This is a genomic window from Streptomyces scabichelini (assembly GCF_011045015.1).
Lineage (GTDB): Bacteria > Actinomycetota > Actinomycetes > Streptomycetales > Streptomycetaceae > Streptomyces > Streptomyces scabichelini.
This window is the reverse complement of record NZ_JAAKZY010000086.1, coordinates 24,759-41,172: the sequence shown is the minus strand read 5'-3', so window position 1 is coordinate 41,172 and position 16,414 is coordinate 24,759. Positions and strand designations below refer to the sequence as shown.

17 protein-coding genes are annotated in these 16,414 nt (G+C 68.0%); 9 read left to right on the top strand and 8 right to left on the bottom strand.

Annotation, left to right across the window (positions count from 1 at the left end; genetic code table 11):
* Positions 1 to 283 precede the first annotated feature (283 nt).
* Together G5C60_RS25680 and G5C60_RS25675 are read left to right on the top strand one after the other, a co-directional pair.
* Positions 284 to 874 (top strand): TetR/AcrR family transcriptional regulator, encoded by a 591-nt coding sequence (locus tag G5C60_RS25680; protein WP_165263275.1) that lies wholly within the window; start codon positions 284 to 286, stop codon positions 872 to 874.
* A gap of 121 nt (positions 875 to 995) precedes the next feature.
* Positions 996 to 3,257, top strand: a complete 2,262-nt coding sequence (locus G5C60_RS25675; protein ID WP_165263274.1) for an MMPL family transporter — start codon at positions 996 to 998, stop codon at positions 3,255 to 3,257.
* A 124-nt stretch (positions 3,258 to 3,381) separates the two neighbouring features.
* Here the strand turns inward: G5C60_RS25675 and G5C60_RS25670 are convergent, their stop codons facing one another.
* Positions 3,382 to 3,978: a Uma2 family endonuclease gene (locus G5C60_RS25670; protein ID WP_165263273.1), complete on the bottom strand. Its 597-nt coding sequence runs from the start codon at positions 3,976 to 3,978 to the stop codon at positions 3,382 to 3,384.
* 506 nt (positions 3,979 to 4,484) lie between these two features.
* Between G5C60_RS25670 and G5C60_RS25665 the strand changes: the two genes are divergently transcribed.
* From G5C60_RS25665 to G5C60_RS25650, 6 genes are all read left to right on the top strand, one after another.
* Positions 4,485 to 4,982 (top strand): YbaK/EbsC family protein, encoded by a 498-nt coding sequence (locus G5C60_RS25665; RefSeq protein WP_165263272.1) that lies wholly within the window; start codon positions 4,485 to 4,487, stop codon positions 4,980 to 4,982.
* Positions 4,979 to 5,824 carry an EamA family transporter gene (locus tag G5C60_RS25660; RefSeq protein WP_165263271.1) on the top strand — a complete coding sequence of 282 codons (846 nt, stop codon included), beginning with the start codon at positions 4,979 to 4,981 and terminating at the stop codon, positions 5,822 to 5,824. Before G5C60_RS25665 ends, G5C60_RS25660 begins: the two co-directional genes overlap by 4 nt.
* Before the next feature lie 75 nt (positions 5,825 to 5,899).
* Entirely contained in the window at positions 5,900 to 6,319 is a 420-nt protein-coding gene (locus G5C60_RS54255) for a DUF6313 family protein (RefSeq protein WP_420907409.1), read from the top strand.
* A complete protein-coding gene (locus tag G5C60_RS54250; RefSeq protein WP_420907408.1) occupies positions 6,316 to 6,576 on the top strand; it encodes a DUF6313 family protein in 261 nt (86 codons plus the stop codon). The genes G5C60_RS54255 and G5C60_RS54250 overlap by 4 nt, the downstream gene beginning before the upstream one ends.
* A 29-nt stretch (positions 6,577 to 6,605) precedes the next feature.
* Positions 6,606 to 7,334 (top strand): DUF6082 family protein, encoded by a 729-nt coding sequence (locus G5C60_RS25655; protein ID WP_241267057.1) that lies wholly within the window; start codon positions 6,606 to 6,608, stop codon positions 7,332 to 7,334.
* A gap of 440 nt (positions 7,335 to 7,774) precedes the next feature.
* Positions 7,775 to 8,911, top strand: coding sequence for a M4 family metallopeptidase (locus G5C60_RS25650; RefSeq protein ID WP_165263270.1), 1,137 nt, complete (start codon positions 7,775 to 7,777; stop codon positions 8,909 to 8,911).
* 89 nt (positions 8,912 to 9,000) lie between these two features.
* Here G5C60_RS25650 and G5C60_RS25645 read toward each other — a convergent pair whose 3' ends face one another.
* The 6 genes from G5C60_RS25645 to G5C60_RS25620 form a co-directional block, all read right to left on the bottom strand.
* Positions 9,001 to 10,263 (bottom strand): serine hydrolase, encoded by a 1,263-nt coding sequence (locus tag G5C60_RS25645; protein WP_165263269.1) that lies wholly within the window; start codon positions 10,261 to 10,263, stop codon positions 9,001 to 9,003.
* A 99-nt stretch (positions 10,264 to 10,362) separates the two neighbouring features.
* On the bottom strand, positions 10,363 to 10,809 hold the full coding sequence (locus G5C60_RS25640; protein ID WP_165263268.1) for an organic hydroperoxide resistance protein: 447 nt from the start codon (positions 10,807 to 10,809) through the stop codon (positions 10,363 to 10,365).
* 148 nt (positions 10,810 to 10,957) lie between these two features.
* Positions 10,958 to 11,374 (bottom strand): MarR family winged helix-turn-helix transcriptional regulator, encoded by a 417-nt coding sequence (locus G5C60_RS25635; RefSeq protein WP_165263276.1) that lies wholly within the window; start codon positions 11,372 to 11,374, stop codon positions 10,958 to 10,960.
* Between the two features lie 104 nt (positions 11,375 to 11,478).
* Positions 11,479 to 12,240, bottom strand: a complete 762-nt coding sequence (locus G5C60_RS25630) for an energy-coupling factor ABC transporter ATP-binding protein (protein ID WP_165263267.1) — start codon at positions 12,238 to 12,240, stop codon at positions 11,479 to 11,481.
* Positions 12,228 to 12,989: a cobalt ECF transporter T component CbiQ gene (gene cbiQ / locus G5C60_RS25625; protein WP_165263266.1), complete on the bottom strand. Its 762-nt coding sequence runs from the start codon at positions 12,987 to 12,989 to the stop codon at positions 12,228 to 12,230. Before cbiQ ends, G5C60_RS25630 begins: the two co-directional genes overlap by 13 nt.
* A 1-nt stretch (position 12,990) precedes the next feature.
* Positions 12,991 to 14,055: an energy-coupling factor ABC transporter permease gene (locus G5C60_RS25620; RefSeq protein ID WP_165263265.1), complete on the bottom strand. Its 1,065-nt coding sequence runs from the start codon at positions 14,053 to 14,055 to the stop codon at positions 12,991 to 12,993.
* Between the two features lie 254 nt (positions 14,056 to 14,309).
* Between G5C60_RS25620 and G5C60_RS25615 the strand changes: the two genes are divergently transcribed.
* The gene (locus G5C60_RS25615) at positions 14,310 to 14,654 is read left to right on the top strand and encodes an SsgA family sporulation/cell division regulator (RefSeq protein WP_165263264.1); all 345 of its coding nucleotides are present in this window, start codon (positions 14,310 to 14,312) and stop codon (positions 14,652 to 14,654) included.
* 3 nt (positions 14,655 to 14,657) lie between these two features.
* Here G5C60_RS25615 and G5C60_RS25610 read toward each other — a convergent pair whose 3' ends face one another.
* Positions 14,658 to 16,364, bottom strand: coding sequence for a penicillin-binding transpeptidase domain-containing protein (locus G5C60_RS25610; RefSeq protein ID WP_165263263.1), 1,707 nt, complete (start codon positions 16,362 to 16,364; stop codon positions 14,658 to 14,660).
* Between the last annotated feature and the right edge of the window lie 50 nt (positions 16,365 to 16,414).

The window sequence follows — 16,414 nt, the reverse complement described above, 5'->3', positions numbered from 1 at the left end:
GCCTATGGGGGTGGTGGGTTCTGTTCGTGGGCGGGTGAAGGGCCGGTTGTGGCTTGTCGCGCAGTTCCCCGCGCCCCTGAAGGGCCCCTGCGGGGCCCCGACGGCCGCTGCGGGCCCCTGCCGGAACCGTGTGACCCGGGACACGTACGAAACGGTTTCGTTTCGCGGGGCTTTCACGGTATCTTCATAGGAGTACGAAACCGTTTCGCTCGGTGGCGTGGGGCTGTGGACGTTGGTCTGTAGCCTGGCGTCGGCGAGCGTGGAGCAGGAGAGGGTGAGTGGGATGGCTGAAACCGCGACGGTGCGTCGCAGTCGGCTCACGCCCGAGCGTGAGGCCGAGCTGTACGCGGCCGTGCTCGACCTGCTCCGGGAAGTCGGCTACGACGCCCTGACCATGGACGCCGTGGCCGCCCGCACCCGGTCCAGCAAGGCGACGCTCTACCGCCAGTGGGGCGGCAAGGCCGAGTTGGTGGTCAAGGCGCTCCGGCATCACAAGCGGATCGACCTGGCCGGGATCGACACCGGGTCCCTGCGGGGCGACTTCCATGCCCTGGCGGTGCGTGAGGACGACTGCGCCATGGAGCAGGACACCGCGCTGATGCGGGGCCTGGGCATGGCGGTCCACAGCAACCCGGATCTCCTCCAGGCGTTCCGGGAGTGGCTCATCGAGCCCGAGCTGGCGGACATGCGCAAGGTCTTGCAGCGTGCCATCGAGCGGGGTGAGGTCCGTGCGGACAACCCCGCGATCGACTACGTACTGCATATGATCATCGGCGCTTTCGCCGCCCGGACCCTGATCGACGAGCTGCCGCCGACACAGGAGTTCCTCACCTCGTACATCGACGCCGTGGTCCTCCCCGCTCTCGGCGCCTGACTTTTCTCCCTCGTAAGTCCCTCTCGATTCCCCAGCCGTACCTGACGCACGACCGCTCACGTCGTCGGGCGGATGACCCCTGCCCTGTACCACCCCACGACCTGACCGGGAGTACCCCTTCGTGGCTACGTTCCTCTATAAGATCGGCCGGCTCGCCTTCCGGCGACGGCACTTCGTCGCACTGCTCTGGGTGGCCTTACTGACGCTCGCGGGCGTCGGCGCCGCCAGCGCCCCGGTGGCCGGATCGAGTTCCTTCTCGATCCCCGGCACCGAGGCGCAGAAGACCTTCGACCTGCTGGAGCAGCGCTTCCCCGGCATGAGCGCCGACGGAGCGACCGCGCGGGTCGTCTTCGAGGCGCCCGACGGCCAGAAGATGACCGACGCCGACAACAAGGCGGCCGTCAAGAACACCGTCAAAGAGCTGGGCACCGGCTCCGAGGTCGTCTCCGTCACCGACCCGTACGTGAACAAGTCCCTCAGCAAGGACGGGACGATCGCGTACGCGCAGGTGTCGTACAAGGTCTCCGGCATGGAGCTGGAGGACTCCTCGAAGGACGCCCTGGAGGAGGCCGCGCAGGACGCGCGGGACAGCGGTCTGACCGTCGAGATCGGCGGTGACGCGCTCCAGGCGGTCCCGCACACCGGGGCCACCGAGATCATCGGCATCGCGATCGCCGCGGTCGTCCTCGTCATCACCTTCGGCTCGCTGATCGCGGCCGGGCTGCCGCTGCTGACCGCGCTGATCGGCGTGGGTATCGGCGTCTCCTCGATCGCCGCTCTCGCGAGCGTGCTCGACCTGGGCTCCACCACCTCCACGCTGGCGATGATGATCGGCCTCGCGGTCGGTATCGACTACGCGCTCTTCATCGTCTCCCGGTACCGGGCCGAGCTGTCCCAGGGCCGTGAGCGCGAGGAGGCGGCCGGACGGGCCGTCGGCACGGCGGGCTCCGCGGTGGTCTTCGCCGGACTCACCGTCGTGATCGCCCTGGTCGGCCTGGCCGTCGTCAACATCCCGATGCTGACGAAGATGGGCATCGCAGCCGCGGGCACCGTCGCCATCGCCGTACTGATCGCTCTGACGATGATCCCGGCGCTGCTCGGGTACGCGGGCAAGAAGGTCAGGCCCGCAGGGGAGAAGAGCAGGCTGATGGGCGGCGGCCGTACCGCCAGGAAGGCCGCCGCCAGGGCCGCCGAGGGCGCCGAGCCCAAGGCGAACCTGGGAACCCGCTGGGCCCGCTTCGTCATCCGCAGGCCGATCGCCGTTCTGCTCTTCGCCGTCGTGGGCCTGGGCGCGGCCGCCGTGCCCGTCTCCTCGCTGGAGCTGGGCCTGCCGGACGACGGCTCGCAGCCGACGTCGACGACTCAGCGCAAGGCGTACGACCTGCTCTCCGAGGGCTTCGGCCCCGGCTTCAACGGTCCGCTGATGGTCGTGTACGACGGGAAGTCGAGCGACGACCCGAAGGCCGGCGCAACCGAGGTGGCCGACAAGATCAAGGGCCTCGACGGCGTCGCGTCGGTGCCTCCGGTGACCGACGCGTCGTTCAACAAGGCCGGTGACACCGCGACGATCACCGTGGTCCCGGACTCGAAGCCGTCTTCGGTCCAGACCGAGGACGTGGTGCACGCCATCCGTGACACGGACGGTGCCGTCAAGGCCGACGCCGATGGAGAGGTGCTGGTCACCGGTACGACGGCGATGAACATCGACGTCTCGCAGAAGCTCAACGACGCGCTGATCCCGTACCTGGCGCTGGTGGTGGGCCTGGCGTTCCTGCTGCTGATCGTCGTCTTCCGCTCGATCCTGGTCCCGCTGAAGGCGGCCCTCGGCTTCCTGCTCTCGGTGCTCGCCGCGCTCGGCGCCGTCGTCGCGGTCTTCCAGTGGGGCTGGCTGGCAGGTCTGATCGGCGTCGAGGAGACCGGTCCGATCATGTCGATGATGCCGATCTTCATGGTCGGCGTGGTCTTCGGCCTGGCGATGGACTACGAGGTCTTCCTCGTGACCCGCATGCGCGAGGCGCACGTCCACGGGGAGAGCCCCGGCCAGACGATCGTGACCGGCTTCGAGCACGGCGCCCGCGTCGTCACCGCGGCCGCGGTCATCATGATGGCCGTCTTCGCCGGCTTCATCGGATCCAGCGAGGCCATGGTCAAGATGATCGGCTTCGGGCTCGCGATCGCGGTCTTCTTCGACGCGTTCGTCGTCCGCATGGCGATCGTCCCGGCCGTCCTGGCCCTCCTGGGCAAGAAGGCCTGGTGGCTGCCGAAGTGGCTGGACCGGGCCCTGCCCAACGTGGACGTCGAGGGCGAAGGGCTCCGCACGAAGGACGAGATCGAGAGCCGGGACGTGGACCCGGACGAGGACCGGGAGTTGGCACGGGTCTGAGGCCACGGTTCTGAAGCCTGACGTCAACGGACAGGGTGCCCCACGCGTTGGTGGGGCACCCTGTCGCTTGCGTCGTGAGCCGCGGTCTGTCCGCCGACCGCCCGCTTGAACCCGTACTGCCGCGTTACTGGCTTGAGTAGCGCGGCAGGTTCTCCGTGGAGATCGTCCACTCGGCGATGGTGACGTCTTCGCCGTACACGAAGTCCTTGCGGGTGGCGTAGCGCGGGCCGCTCGGGGTCGAGTGGATGTTGGAAAAGACAGCGCCCTCTCCGATGCGGGGGTCGAAGATCACGTAGACAGGGATGCCGAGCAGGGGATAGTCGCGAACCTTGCTGACCCAGTCGTTGTCCGGGTTGGATCGCGAGACGACTTCGATGGCGGCGATGAGCGTGCGCGGATCGAAGGAACCCGGGACGTCCATGTCCTCCATGGAGATCACCATGACGTCGGGGTGGCGCATGATCCCCTCGGATTCGGCTTCCACGTCAGGCGTTCCCGTATGAGCGACCAACTCCTCCGGCATGACCTTCTCGAGGCGCTTCCGGATGTGCAGAGTGGTCATCTCATGAGGCCCGATGGGCGCCATCATGTCGTGGACGATCCCTTCCTTGGTGATCTCGAACTTGCCGGGAAGCGTGTCGTCCATCGACTCCAGGAACTCACGCATCGCCTGGTAACGGTGGTGAGCGTCGGGCCGCGCGTCGTCAGAGGCGATGGTCATGGCGCTCGCTCCTCGTGGTCTGTGCCCAGGGGCAAGGATCGTCACGTCCATGCTAGGCGGCCCCCTTCTGACCGGAGCGGCAGTCGCGATAGCGGGCGGGTTCCGGGGCCGGGGCGCGGGAGACGCGGTCGCAGCCGTCGCAGATCGGGAAGAGGACGGGCCGACGCGGTTACGGCCCGCAGCGGGAGGCGCGGTCGCGCCTGGGCGCACGAGGGCGCGCTAGAGTTCCACGTATCCATCGGGAAGGCTCCTGCTTCCTGGTGGTCAGGCCCTCGATCGGGATTGCAGTCCTGGACGGGGGCCGTCGCATGTGTGCGGTTGTTTGCGGCGAGCATATGCCCGCCAACCAGTCGAAAATCCAGCCGAGTTGGCGATTGTCATTCTTGTGGGCGAAACGCCCTCACGCTGCTGACGTGGCAGGCGCGGGGCGCGTATGCCCCTGAGCTCTGATCCCGCCACCTGGAATTCGTTCGTGACGTTTGTATCCGGCAGCTAGCCTGCCGTTCATGACGCCTTCGGACTCAGGAGCCCATCCCCGTTTCGCCGATGCCCTGCGGGAACTGGGACTCGATGACCTGCACCCGCAGATCCGCCGCTTCCCGGACGCGACTCGCACCGCCGCCGAGGCAGCCGCGGCGATCGGCTGCGAGCTGAGCCAGATCTGCAAGTCGCTGATCTTCGCGGCGGACGGGGTTCCGGTACTCGTTCTCATGGACGGGGCGTCCCGCGTGGACGTGGAGCTGGTCCGGACGGAACTCGGTGCCGAGAAGGTCACGCGGGCCAAGGCGGAGCTCGTGCGGGAGACGACGGGGTACGCGATCGGGGGCGTCCCGCCCTTCGGGCACCGGACGAAGACCCGTGTCCTGGCGGACCGTTCGCTGCTCGACCACGAGATCGTGTGGGCCGCGGCGGGCACCCCGTACACCGTCTTCCCGATGGAACCCAAGGCCCTCATCGCGCACTCCGGCGGCACCCTGGTGGACGTCCGCGAGCACATCTCGTGACCCCGCTGGTGACCGCGGCCGTCCTGCTCGCCGCCGTCACCCACGCCAGCTGGAACGCGATCGCGCACCAGATCACCGACAAGCTCGTCGGATTCACTCTGATCGCGGGCGGCGGGATGCTGATCGGGCTGGCCATGGTGCCGTTCGTGCCGTTCCCGGCGGCCGGGGCGTGGCCCTATCTGATCGCCTCGGCCCTGATCCACGTTGTGTACTACGTCCTGCTGATGAGGTCCTTCGAGCTGGGGGACTTCGGGCAGGCGTACCCGATCGCGCGCGGAACCGCGCCACTGGTCGTGACCGTGCTGGCGGCAGTCTTCGCTCATGAGGTTCCCGACGGCTGGGCGGCGGCCGGCATCGCGGTGTCGTGCGCGGGTCTGACGGGGGTCGCCCTGTGGGGGCTGCGCGGACACCGGCCCAACTGGGCGGCGATCGGCGCGGCGCTCGCGACCGGGCTGACCATCGCGGCGTACACGGTCGTCGACGGACTGGGCGTACGGGCCTCTGGCTCCTCCCTCGGATACATTGCCTGGCTGATGGCGGTGGAGGGCGTGGCGGTCCCGGCGTACGCGCTGCACCGATGGCGCGGTCAACTGCTCGGCGTACTACGGCCGTTCGCGGGCGTGGGACTGCTGGGAGCGGCCCTGTCCGTCTCGGCGTACGGCCTCGTCCTGTGGGCGCAGACACGGGCAGAGCTGGCGCCGATCGCTGCGCTGCGCGAGTCCTCGATCATTGTCGGCGCCGCCATCGGGGCGGTGTTCTTCAAGGAGCGGTTCGGGGCGCCGCGGGTCGCTGCGGCGGGCTTGCTGGTGGTGGGGATCGCCTTGATGCTGCGGGCGGGGTGAGGGGCTTCCTTTCCCAAGGGTTGAGAGTTCGTCCAAGGCGCAGACTCAAGGCCCCGTCTTCGCTACGTTGAAGACATGAGCCCGCCCTCAACCGGTGCACCAGACGATACTTTGCAGGAGCGACTGAGGGACGAGATTCGATCTCTATCCCGCTTTAATCGCATGCATTTCTGGTTGATTACGTGCGGCTCTTGGTGGCTTTTGGGAATCCTTGCCCTGTATCTAACAGGCGGATTCCTGATGGGCTGGACAGATGCCTACAAAATCTTAGTGGGCCTTACTCCTCCCAGTGACGTCCCGTACTCCGGTTATGGCTACTTATTGTCTGTGACGGGCTGGCTTATTATACCGGCATTCGTCGGCGCCACGGCCGGCTACATGGTGACGTGGCAGGTAAATAAGCGCAGGAGCCGGGATATCGAAGATATTCTGGCAGAGATGGAGAGTGCGGCCGGCGGGCCGGGTTCTCCGCCACCTGTAGGGGGGAGTGCGTGAGAACACTCGTAGACCTCTACGGGGAAGGCGGTGAGTCCCGGAACTTCGTAACAGAATTTGTGAACAAGCCGCATGGCGGAGACTGGGATATCGCGAAGGACCACTGGACGCGCACAGTTAAGCAAATCGCCGACGCGGACAGGGCTTTAGAGGCGAAGAGTTCACGCGAAGCCGAATTACATGCGGAAAACTTAGCTCTCCACTTGGCCCTGCGCCTCGCGCTCAGGTACAAGTGCTGGGCGTGTGGTGTGCGATGAACAGTCATTCCTCGAACGATGGTGGAGACATGACGGAGAACGCACGGGAAGAGCAGGTCATCGGAGAGATGCTCGCCTCCACGTTTCCCGGAGCGGCTCCAGGAGTTGTGCGCGACGCAGCGGCTGAGATCGCCAGAGCAGGCATGGGGCTACCTCCGACCCTTGAGGAAGCGGTTCGGTTCGACATGCGATTCGGTGAGCGCCTGGAGTCGGGTGGTTCGGTCCCCAGGGGTCGATCTGGTCGCACCAGAGAAATGCCGCGTCATGTACGGAGCGCTTATGAACGCATTGTGCGCCGAGCCCAGGAGGGATGGGCAGTCGCCAGCGGGTTGTCGAGTGACGACGCCCAGCGTCGAACGCTGAAGATGGAGTCACACCGCCTCCAGCAAGACCTCCTGCTCAAGGCCATGGAGGATCCGGAACTGGCTCACGTGCTCGACGTATATGAAAACGGATACCGTGATACCAGTCCTGGCCGGCAGAAGCAATACCTTTTCGCCGAAGCTGTTTATCGAAATTATTTTATCGCCTGGAGTGTGGGAAATATAACATACGCGGAACTATTCGGGCATGTGAGAGTGCTCATTCAGAACGACGTGTTTCGCGAATATTGGCATGCCGCCAGGCATCAGCGTGCAAGCCTGCCTGATGATTCGGAGGAGTCGGAGGCTGGGCGAATGGTTGACGCACTGTTGGCGGACTTGGAAGACGCGGACGTAGAAGAATGGTGGGTCGTGGGTGAGCCGCCAGTTGAATGAATCTGTACCCACCACTCGCTGAATCCGCCGTCCAGCCTTGAAGCGTGTTGAGATCTGCCGTTTCGCTGCGGTCAGTTGACGACTTATCAGTCCAGCGTGAGCCATCGGATGCTCAGGCGGCTGACGTCCAATTCTTCCTCCCTGGTGATCGGCTCACGCCCCGTTGCCTTGCGCGGGAAAAGTTGCCAGCCCTCGCGGACAGGGGGACATTGGTGTGGGTGACGCCTGGTCTATAGCCGATGCGTTCGAATGTCGGAAGTTGAGAAATCAACACCCTCCCGGACACGCCGCCGCACGCGCCTGAACGGGGCGTCGGCAGGGACCAGTCCGCAGCCTCGCATTGTCGCCCGGCTTATCGCCCGGCGTTGACCGGCCTTCCAGTTCGTTTGAACGCTCCTCTCATTGCCCGCTTACCATCCGCACCGATGGGAGCACACCCCATGACTTCTGAGATCCGCAGCCATGCACACAGGGCCCGCGCTGCTACGCCCTGCGCCATCGTGCCTCCGCATCTGCTCGACAGGCTGACACGGGCGGCGGACCCGTCCGTGTACGCGCCCGCCCGGCGCACTCTCGTGCTCGACGCGGCGCCTCGCGCCAAGCGACAGATGACGGCACGGATTGGCCAGATGACGGCACGGATTGATCGACCCTGGTGGTCGGCCTCCCCCGCCATCCCTCACCGCACCATCTGCGACGCCCAGAACCTGGTGTACCTCCCAGGCGCTCGCGCAAGGGGCGAAGGAGGCCCTCCCGTACCGGACTCTTCGGTAAACAACGCCTACGACGGTCTCGGGGCCACCTTCGACTTCTACCTGAAGGCACTGAACCGCTCCTCCCTCGACGGGAACGGCCTCCCGCTGCTCGCCAGCGTCCACTTCGACCAGAACTACGACAACGCCTTCTGGGACGGCGAGCAGATGGTTTTCGGCGATGGAGACGGGATTACCTTCGGCGACTTCACCCAGTCCCTCGACGTCATCGGCCACGAGCTCACTCACGGCGTCACCCAGTACACCGCCAACCTGGAGTATGTAGGCCAGTCCGGAGCTCTGAACGAGCACCTGTCCGACGTCTTCGGTTCCCTGGTTGAGCAGTACACCAAGGGCCAGACCACTGCGCAGGCCAACTGGCTGATTGGCGAGGAACTGCTGCTCCCCGGTGTGGCCGGAGTCGCCCTGCGCTCCATGAAGGCGCCAGGTACCGCGTACAACGACCCTGTACTTGGCCAAGATCCACAGCCTGCCCATATGCGCGACTATGTGTACACGTTCTTCGACCACGGTGGCGTGCACATCAACTCAGGCATTCCCAACCACGCCTTCTACCTCGCCGCGACCCAACTCGGGGGCTACGCCTGGGATCACGTCGGCCGCATCTGGTATGACGTGCTCACCGGTGGGGGACTCCCTCCCAACGCCGGCTTCGTGTCCTTCGCCGAGCTGACGACGAACGCCGCTGGTGCTTACGGGCCTCACGCACAAGAAGCGGTGCTCAGGGCGTGGGCCGAGGTGGGAGTAGGACAGTACAGTCAGGCCCTGTCCCGCGTTCTGGTCGGGAGTTCCAACCGCGTGTGACATCGCCCTCGGGGACGGGCTCGTACCGGTGGCGCGGCGGAGCCGCAAATTGCCACAGCCCCGCGCCCCTTACGGGGTACGGCCGCACCTCACACCGCGTCCCCGGCAGCAGCCACCCGCACTGCCCGAACCAACGCCTGCGCCCGCGGATCCGCCGTAACCGTCTTGCGGAAGCCGTTCGTCACGTAGCCGAAGGCGATGCCCGACTCGGGATCGGCGAAGCCGAGGGAGCCGCCGCGGCCCGGGTGGCCGAAGGAGCCGGCGTCCAGGAGGGGCGAGGCCGAACCGTGGAGCATGTAGCCGAGACCGAAACGGGTGTTGATCACCAGGACTCGGTCGTGACCCGCGGATTCCTCCGCGCGGGCCGCCGCCAGTGTCTCCGGCGTGAACAGGCCCGGTATCGCTGGTATATCCGGTACACCCTGTGCGCCCGGTACGCCGTCCACCTCGCCTATCAGCGACGCGTAGAAGCGGGCCAGGCCTTCCGCCGTCGCGATGCCGTTCGTCGCCGGGATGGCGACAGCGCGGTAGGCGGGGTCGTTCTGATCGGGGAACGGGTCGATCGCGGCGAAGGCCCGCCGGGTGAGCGAGCCCGGATCCTCGTACGCCTCGGAGACCGACCGCTTCGGACGGGCCCGCAGACCCGGACTCCCGGCGTTCTCAGGTGTCTCGAGCCGGCCGACCCGGCCCACGCGGCCTTTCTCCCCGTCCGGCAGTCCGATCCAGAGGTCGAGGCCCAGCGGCCCGGCGATCTCGTCGGCGATCCACTCCCCGACACCCCGACCGCCCGCCACCCGCCGTACCAGACCGTCGAGCAGCCAGCCGTACGTCAGCGCGTGATACCCGTGGTCAGTGCCCGGCTCCCACACCGGGGCCTGGCGCCCGACGGCCTCGGCGCCGCGCAGCGGATCCAGCGCCTCGGCAGGAGTCAGCGGCCTGTCCAGCACCGGCACCCCGGCCCGGTGCGACAGCACATGCCGCACCAGCACCCGCTCCTTGCCCGCCGCCTTGAACTCGGGCCAGTACTCGCCCACCGGAGCGTCCAGGTCCAGCAGCCCGCGCTGATTCAGCAACAGCGGTACCGCCGCGGCGATCCCCTTCGTCGCCGACCGCACGATCTGCGCGGTCCCCCGCTCCCAGAGAACGGGCGCCCCGGAGGCCCCGGAGGCTCCAGAGGCTCCAGAAGCCGAAGCCCCGTCCACGTCCCGCGTCCCGCCCCACAGGTCCACGACCTTGCGCCCGTCCCGGTACACGACCACCGCCGCGCCCCGCTCCCCGAGCACGGAGAAGTTACGTACGAACGCGTCCCTGACCGGCTCGAAGCCCTCCGCCACCGCACCGTTCACGTCCACGTCCGCATTCCCCGCCTCACAACAGCACCTCACGCCAGCGCCTCACGCCGGCCGACAGTGCAGGCAACACCCGCCCAGGGCCCGCGATTCCTGACCCGCCTAACCCAGCAGGACCGTGACCTCGATGTTGCCCCGGGTCGCGTTCGAGTACGGGCAGACCTCGTGGGCCGCGTCCACGAGCTTCGACGCGACGTCCTGGTCGAGGACGGGGAGCGAGACGCTGAGGGCGACCGCAAGACCGTACCCTCGCGACCGGTTCGGCCCGATGCCGACCTTCGCGGCGACCGTGGAACCGGTGAGGTCGAAGCCGGCCCGGCGGCCGACGAGGACCAGCGCGTTGTGGAAGCAGGCGCTGAAGCCGGCCGCGAAGAGCTGCTCCGGGTTCGTACCGTCGCCGTTGCCGCCGAGCGCGGGCGGCATCGCGACCTTCAGCTCGATCTGGCCGTCCTGGCTGGTGACGTAGCCCTCGCGGCCACCGTGCGCGGTGGCCTCGGCGACGTACATGATCTTTGTCGGGCGGGTGTCGACAGCGGCGCCGTCGATCATGGCGGGACCTCCCCCAAGGCGGGCAACACGAGAGTGCGCCAGTACAAACTGCGCAAGTAGCAAGTGCGCAAGTACATCGTGCACAAGGTACCGGCCGGTAGGTGGCCCCTTGATTACCGGGGGGTAGCAACCGCGGGTAACGACCAGGTCAGCCCTGCACGCGTGCCGCCAGCCGCCACAGCTCCCCGCGCAGCCGCGTGACCTCCGCCTCGCTGAGCCCGCTCGCCGTGAGCAGCGTGCCCGGCACGCACGCCGCGCGCTCCCGCAGTTCCTCTCCCCGCCCGGTGACCGCCACGAGCACCGACCGCTCGTCCCGCGCCGAACGCTCACGGCGTACGAGCCCCGCCGACTCCAGCCGCTTGAGCAGCGGCGACACCGTGCCGTAGTCGAGGCGCAGGGCCGCCCCGAGGTCCTTGACGGTGATCTCGCCGCGTTCCCAGAGGACCAGCAGGACGAGGTACTGCGGGTAGGTGAGGCCGAGTTCGTCGAGCAGCGGGCGGTACGCGGCCGTCACGGCGCGCTGGGCCGCGTACAGCGCGAAGCACAGTTGATCGGCGAGCAGCAGCGAGCCCTCGCCCTCGAAGTCCTCGCCCTCGGAATCCCCGCCCTTGAAGTCCTCGCTCCCGGCGGCCTCAGCGGCCTCAACGGCCTCAGGGTCCTCTTGATTCGTCACGCGCCCATTGTCACGGAGCGCGGATCGAAGCCGAACGGCAGCTCCAGGCGGTGCGTGCGCATCAGCTCGTCGTCCGAGAGCAGTTCGGCCGTCTTGCCGTCTGCCGCGATGACTCCTTCACTGAGGATCAGCGAGCGCGGGCACAGCTCAAGGGCATACGGCAGGTCGTGCGTGACCATGAGAACGGTGACGTCCAACGACCGCAGAATGTCGGCGAGTTCGCGCCGCGAGGCGGGGTCGAGGTTGGAGGACGGCTCGTCGAGTACGAGGATCTCGGGCTCCATCGCGAGGACGGTCGCCACGGCCACCCGGCGGCGCTGCCCGAACGACAGGTGGTGCGGGGGGCGGTCGGCGAAGTCCGCCATCCCGACCCGCTCCAGGGCCGTGCGGACCCGCGCCTCCAGCTCCGGGCCCTTCAGGCCGGCCGCCGCGGGGCCGAAGGCCACGTCCTCGCGCACGGTCGGCATGAACAGCTGGTCGTCCGGGTCCTGGAAGACGATGCCGACCTTCCGCCGGATCTCCGCCATGTGCTTCTTGCCGACGGGCAGACCGGCGACCGTCACGGTGCCGGCGCCACCGGTCAGGATGCCGTTGAGGTGCAGGACGAGCGTCGTCTTGCCGGCGCCGTTCGGCCCGAGCAGCGCCACGCGCTCGCCGCGCCCGACGGTGAAGTCGACGCCGAACAGGGCCTGATGCCCGTCGGGGTACGCGAAGGCCAGCCCGGCCACTTCCAGAGAGGGGGTCGTCACAGGGTCCATCCCAACAGGCAGACAAGCAGGGCGGCGAAAGGCAGGGCGAGAGCGTACGACCACTGCGCACGGGACGCGGTCACCTCGTCGATGACCGGCATCGAACCGGCGTAACCCCGGCTCACCATGGCGAGATGCACCCGCTCCCCACGCTCGTACGAGCGAATGAACAGGGCGCCCGCCGACTTGGCGAGGACGCCCCAGGAACGGACTCCGCGCGCCTCGAAGCCGCGCGACTCCCGCGCGATCTTCATCCGCCGCATCTCGTCCGTGATGACGTCGCCGTACCGGATCATGAAGGACGCGATCTGCACGAGGAGCGGCGGCAGCTTCAACCGCTGGAGTCCCAGGAGGAGTTCGCGCAGTTCGGTGGTCGAGGCGAGCAGCACGGAGGCGGCGACGCCGAGCGTGCCCTTGGCCAGTACGTTCCAGGCGCCCCACAGCCCGTTCACGCTGAGCGACATGCCCAGGACGTCCACCCGCTCGCCCTGCGCCACGAACGGCATCAGCACGGCGAAGGCCACGAACGGCACCTCGATCAGCAGCCGCTTCAGCAGGAAACCGGCGGGGACGCGGGCCGCGTACGCGACGGCTGAGAGCAGGACCGCGTACAACGCGAACGCCCACATCGCCTCGCGTGGCGTCGAGACGACGACCACGACGAAGGCGAACACGGCCGCGAGCTTGGTGTGCGGCGGCAGGGCGTGCACGGGGGAGTGCCCGTGCCGGTAGAGCTTGTGGGCGTGGCCGGCGCCCATGTCAGACGTTCTCGTTCGCGGGTACGTCGGACACGGAGGCCGGGGACGAGTCGCTCGTACGACGCCTGCGTACGGCCCAGAAGACGCCCGTCCCGGCGACGACCGTGACGCCCACGCCGATCACGCCCGCGAGGCCGCCGGAGAGGCGGGAGTTGGTGAGGCCCTCGATGCCGTAGTCGGCGAGCGGGGAGTCGGCGGTCGCGTGGTCCTCGGTCTTTTTGTCGATGCCCTTGTCGGCGGCGACCTTCTCCAGGCCGTCGGGGCTGGCGGAGGCGTAGAAGCTGACGAAGCCGGCGAGGACGAGGGAGGTGGCGAGGCCCGCGAGCCAGACCTTGCGGTGGGACCGGGCGGCGACGGGTACCGGCTCGGCGGCCGGGGCGTCGACCAGTTCGCCGTTCACGCGGAGCTTCAGCGGGACGGTCAGGCCGCGGGCCCCGTACACGAGGTCGGGCCGGACGGCGATGACGGCGCCGACGGTGAGCGCGGTGATCGCGGCCTCGCCGATGCCGATGAGGATGTGGACGCCGACCATGGCGGTGAGGACCTGCCCGATGGGTACGTCCGTGGTGCCGCCGATCGCGTAGACGAGCGTGAAGGCGGCGGCGGCCGCGGGCACGGAGAGCACTGCGGCGATGAAGGCGGAGACGGTAATGGACCGGCGCTTCTTGGGCAGGAGTTTCACGAGGCCGCGGAAGACGGCGTAGGCCACGACCGTCGTGACCACGGCCATGACCGTGATGTTCACGCCGAGCGCGGTGAGGCCGCCGTCCGCGAAGAGGATGCCCTGCATCAGCAGGACGACGGAGACGCAGAGGACCCCGGTATAGGGACCGACGAGTATCGCGGCGAGAGCGCCGCCGAGGAGGTGGCCGCTGGTGCCGGCGGCGACCGGGAAGTTCAGCATCTGCACGGCGAAGATGAAGGCGGCGACCAGACCCGCGAGCGGGGCGGTCCTCTCGTCCAGTTCGCGCCGGGCGCCGCGCAGGCTCACGGCTACGGCTCCGGCGGCGACGACTCCGGTGGCCAGGGAGACGGGGGCGTTGATGAATCCGTCGGGCACGTGCATGGGTGGGCTCCGCTTCCGGGGTCCGGCCGACTGGCTAACCGTTCGATGATAGTGCCTTGTTGCGAACGGCTTGCAAGAGCGAGATGTCCACGAATAGCTCGGAGCACATTCTGGAAAATATGCGACATTGGAGATGTATTACCTCAAAGGGTTCTCAAAGGATTCCCCAAGAGTCCTCACAGAATGCCCCCGGGTCTCGGGTCTTCCAGGCCCTCAGCCCTTCAGGCCCCAGGCCCCCGGTGAAGGAGCGACTGATGTCCGCCGTCGAGCAGTACGCGCGTGCCCATATCGTTACAGACTCGGCGCAGGACCCGCCCGCCGTCCCGGTAGCCCTGCGTTACGACCCCGAGGCCGAGCCGCCCGAGGTCCACATCACGCTCCCCGGGCACCACGAGTGGACCGTCGCCCGCGAACTCCTCGAACGGGGCCTGCGCACTCCGGCCGCCTCCGGTGACATACGCATCTGGCCCTGCGGCCGCGTCCAGACCGTGATGGAGTTCCACTCGCCGCAGGGCGTGGCGGTGGTGCAGTTCGACGTGAAAGCACTGGTCCGCTTCCTGCGGCGTACGTACATGGCGGGAACGCCGGTGACTCGCTGACCCTCAGCTGCCCGCCTTCAGCAGCGCCGCCACGATCGGGCCCGCCGTCTCACCGCCGTGCCCTCCCTGCTGGACGACACCCGCTGCGGCCAGGTCGCCCTTCCACGCCGTGAACCAGCCGTTGGGCTTCTTCTGGCCGTCGACCTCCGCGGAGCCGGTCTTGGCGCCGGAGTCGGGGCCGAGGCCGGCCATCGCCTCGGCCGCCGTGCCCGCCGCCGCCGTGTACTGCAGCAGTTCGCGCAGCTGGGACTGGGTGGAGGAGGAGAGCGAACGGGACGCCTTCGCCAGCGTGCGGTCGTCGACGTCCGGAGACACCAGGTAGGGCTGGCGGAACGTGCCCGTCTTCGCCGTCGCGACGACCGACGCCATGTTCAGCGGGTTCATCCGGACCCCGCCCTGGCCGATCAGCGAGGCCGCCATCTGGGCCTGCGACTGCACCGGCACCGCGCCGTCGAAGCTCGACACCCCGATGGACCAGTCGTTCTTGCCGAGCCCGAAGACCTCCTGGGCCTGCTTCGTCAGATCGCCGTCGCTCAGCTCCGGGGCCTGGCTGATGAAGGCCGTGTTGCAGGAGCGCGCGAAGCTCGCCTTGAACGTGCCGCCCTTGATCTCGAACTTGTCGTCGTTCTGGAACTTCCAGCCGCCGTACTTGAAGTACTTGGGGCACGGGTGTTCCTTGTCCACGGAGGCGAGCCCCTTGTCGAGGAGCAGCGACGCCGTGATGATCTTCATGGTCGAGCCGGGGGCCAGGGAACCCTGGAAGGCGGTGTTGAAACCGTGGCCGGAGTTCGCGGCGGCCAGGATCTCGCCCGTGGACGGCTTCAGCATGACCGCCGACGCCTGGGACTTCTTGGCCACCTTCTCCTCGGCGGCCGCCTGGAGGCTCGGGCTCAGGGTCGTACGGACCGTGCCCGGCGTCCCCTTGCTCAGCTCCAGCAGCGTCTTGTCGGGGTTCTCCTGGTCGCTCTCGCCCGCCTCGGCGGAGTCGGCGGAATCGTCTGAGGAGTCCTTGCGGATCACCCGCAGTTCGATCCCCGCCTTGCCGCCGGCCTTCTTGCCGTACTTCTCGCGCAGGCTGTCCAGCATGGAGCCCAGCGAAGGGTACTTGGCCGTCGTCAGCTCGCCGCCGTCCCGGTCGAGCGCCTTGACCGGTGGCGTCCCGGCCTCCCCGGTGACCAGCCGGTCGCCGTCCTCCAGGTCCGGGTGCACAACGGCGGAGTGCCAGTCGACCAGCGGCTTTCCGTCCTTCGCCCGGCGGACGACGGTGAGCTGGGAGTCGTACGAGAGGGCCTTGGTCAGGCCCTTGTAGGAGACCGTTCCCTTGACGGAGAAGGGCACCTTGGCGCCGGATCTGGTGCCCGCGGTGAGCGTCACGTCCTTGATGTGCGCCTCTTTGCCGTACCCGGTCAGCAGGGTGCGGGCCGCCGTCGTGTCGTTCGTGGCGGCCGCGGCCCCTGTGGCGTCACCGCTCTGCCAGGACGTGAGGAACGTCGTGGCCGCCGAACGGACCTCGGCCGCCGACAGCGGGCCGGTTTTCACGGCCGCGGCCTTGCGTTCGGCGGCCGTCGACGCGGTGTCGTCGGCCGCCGCCCCGCCGCCGTACACGGCGTAGACACCGAACCCGGCCCCGCCGACGACCACGGCGATCATCCCCCCGATGACGGCGGGCTTCGTCTTACCGCCCTCGGCGGCCCGTCCCCTCTTGCCCACGGCTTCCGTTCCTCTGCTGTTGCCTCAGTACTCTCACGTTCCACTATGAG

Coding starts and splice junctions, on each gene's coding strand:
- G5C60_RS25680 (WP_165263275.1), top strand. CDS start 284: ATGGCTGAAACCGCGACGGTGCGTCGCAGTCGGCTCACGCCCGAGCGT.
- G5C60_RS25670 (WP_165263273.1), bottom strand. CDS start 3,978: ATGACCATCGCCTCTGACGACGCGCGGCCCGACGCTCACCACCGTTAC.
- G5C60_RS25665 (WP_165263272.1), top strand. CDS start 4,485: ATGACGCCTTCGGACTCAGGAGCCCATCCCCGTTTCGCCGATGCCCTG.
- G5C60_RS54255 (WP_420907409.1), top strand. CDS start 5,900: ATGAGCCCGCCCTCAACCGGTGCACCAGACGATACTTTGCAGGAGCGA.
- G5C60_RS25655 (WP_241267057.1), top strand. CDS start 6,606: ATGACGGAGAACGCACGGGAAGAGCAGGTCATCGGAGAGATGCTCGCC.
- G5C60_RS25650 (WP_165263270.1), top strand. CDS start 7,775: ATGACTTCTGAGATCCGCAGCCATGCACACAGGGCCCGCGCTGCTACG.
- G5C60_RS25640 (WP_165263268.1), bottom strand. CDS start 10,809: ATGATCGACGGCGCCGCTGTCGACACCCGCCCGACAAAGATCATGTAC.
- G5C60_RS25630 (WP_165263267.1), bottom strand. CDS start 12,240: ATGGACCCTGTGACGACCCCCTCTCTGGAAGTGGCCGGGCTGGCCTTC.
- cbiQ (WP_165263266.1), bottom strand. CDS start 12,989: ATGGGCGCCGGCCACGCCCACAAGCTCTACCGGCACGGGCACTCCCCC.
- G5C60_RS25620 (WP_165263265.1), bottom strand. CDS start 14,055: ATGCACGTGCCCGACGGATTCATCAACGCCCCCGTCTCCCTGGCCACC.
- G5C60_RS25615 (WP_165263264.1), top strand. CDS start 14,310: ATGTCCGCCGTCGAGCAGTACGCGCGTGCCCATATCGTTACAGACTCG.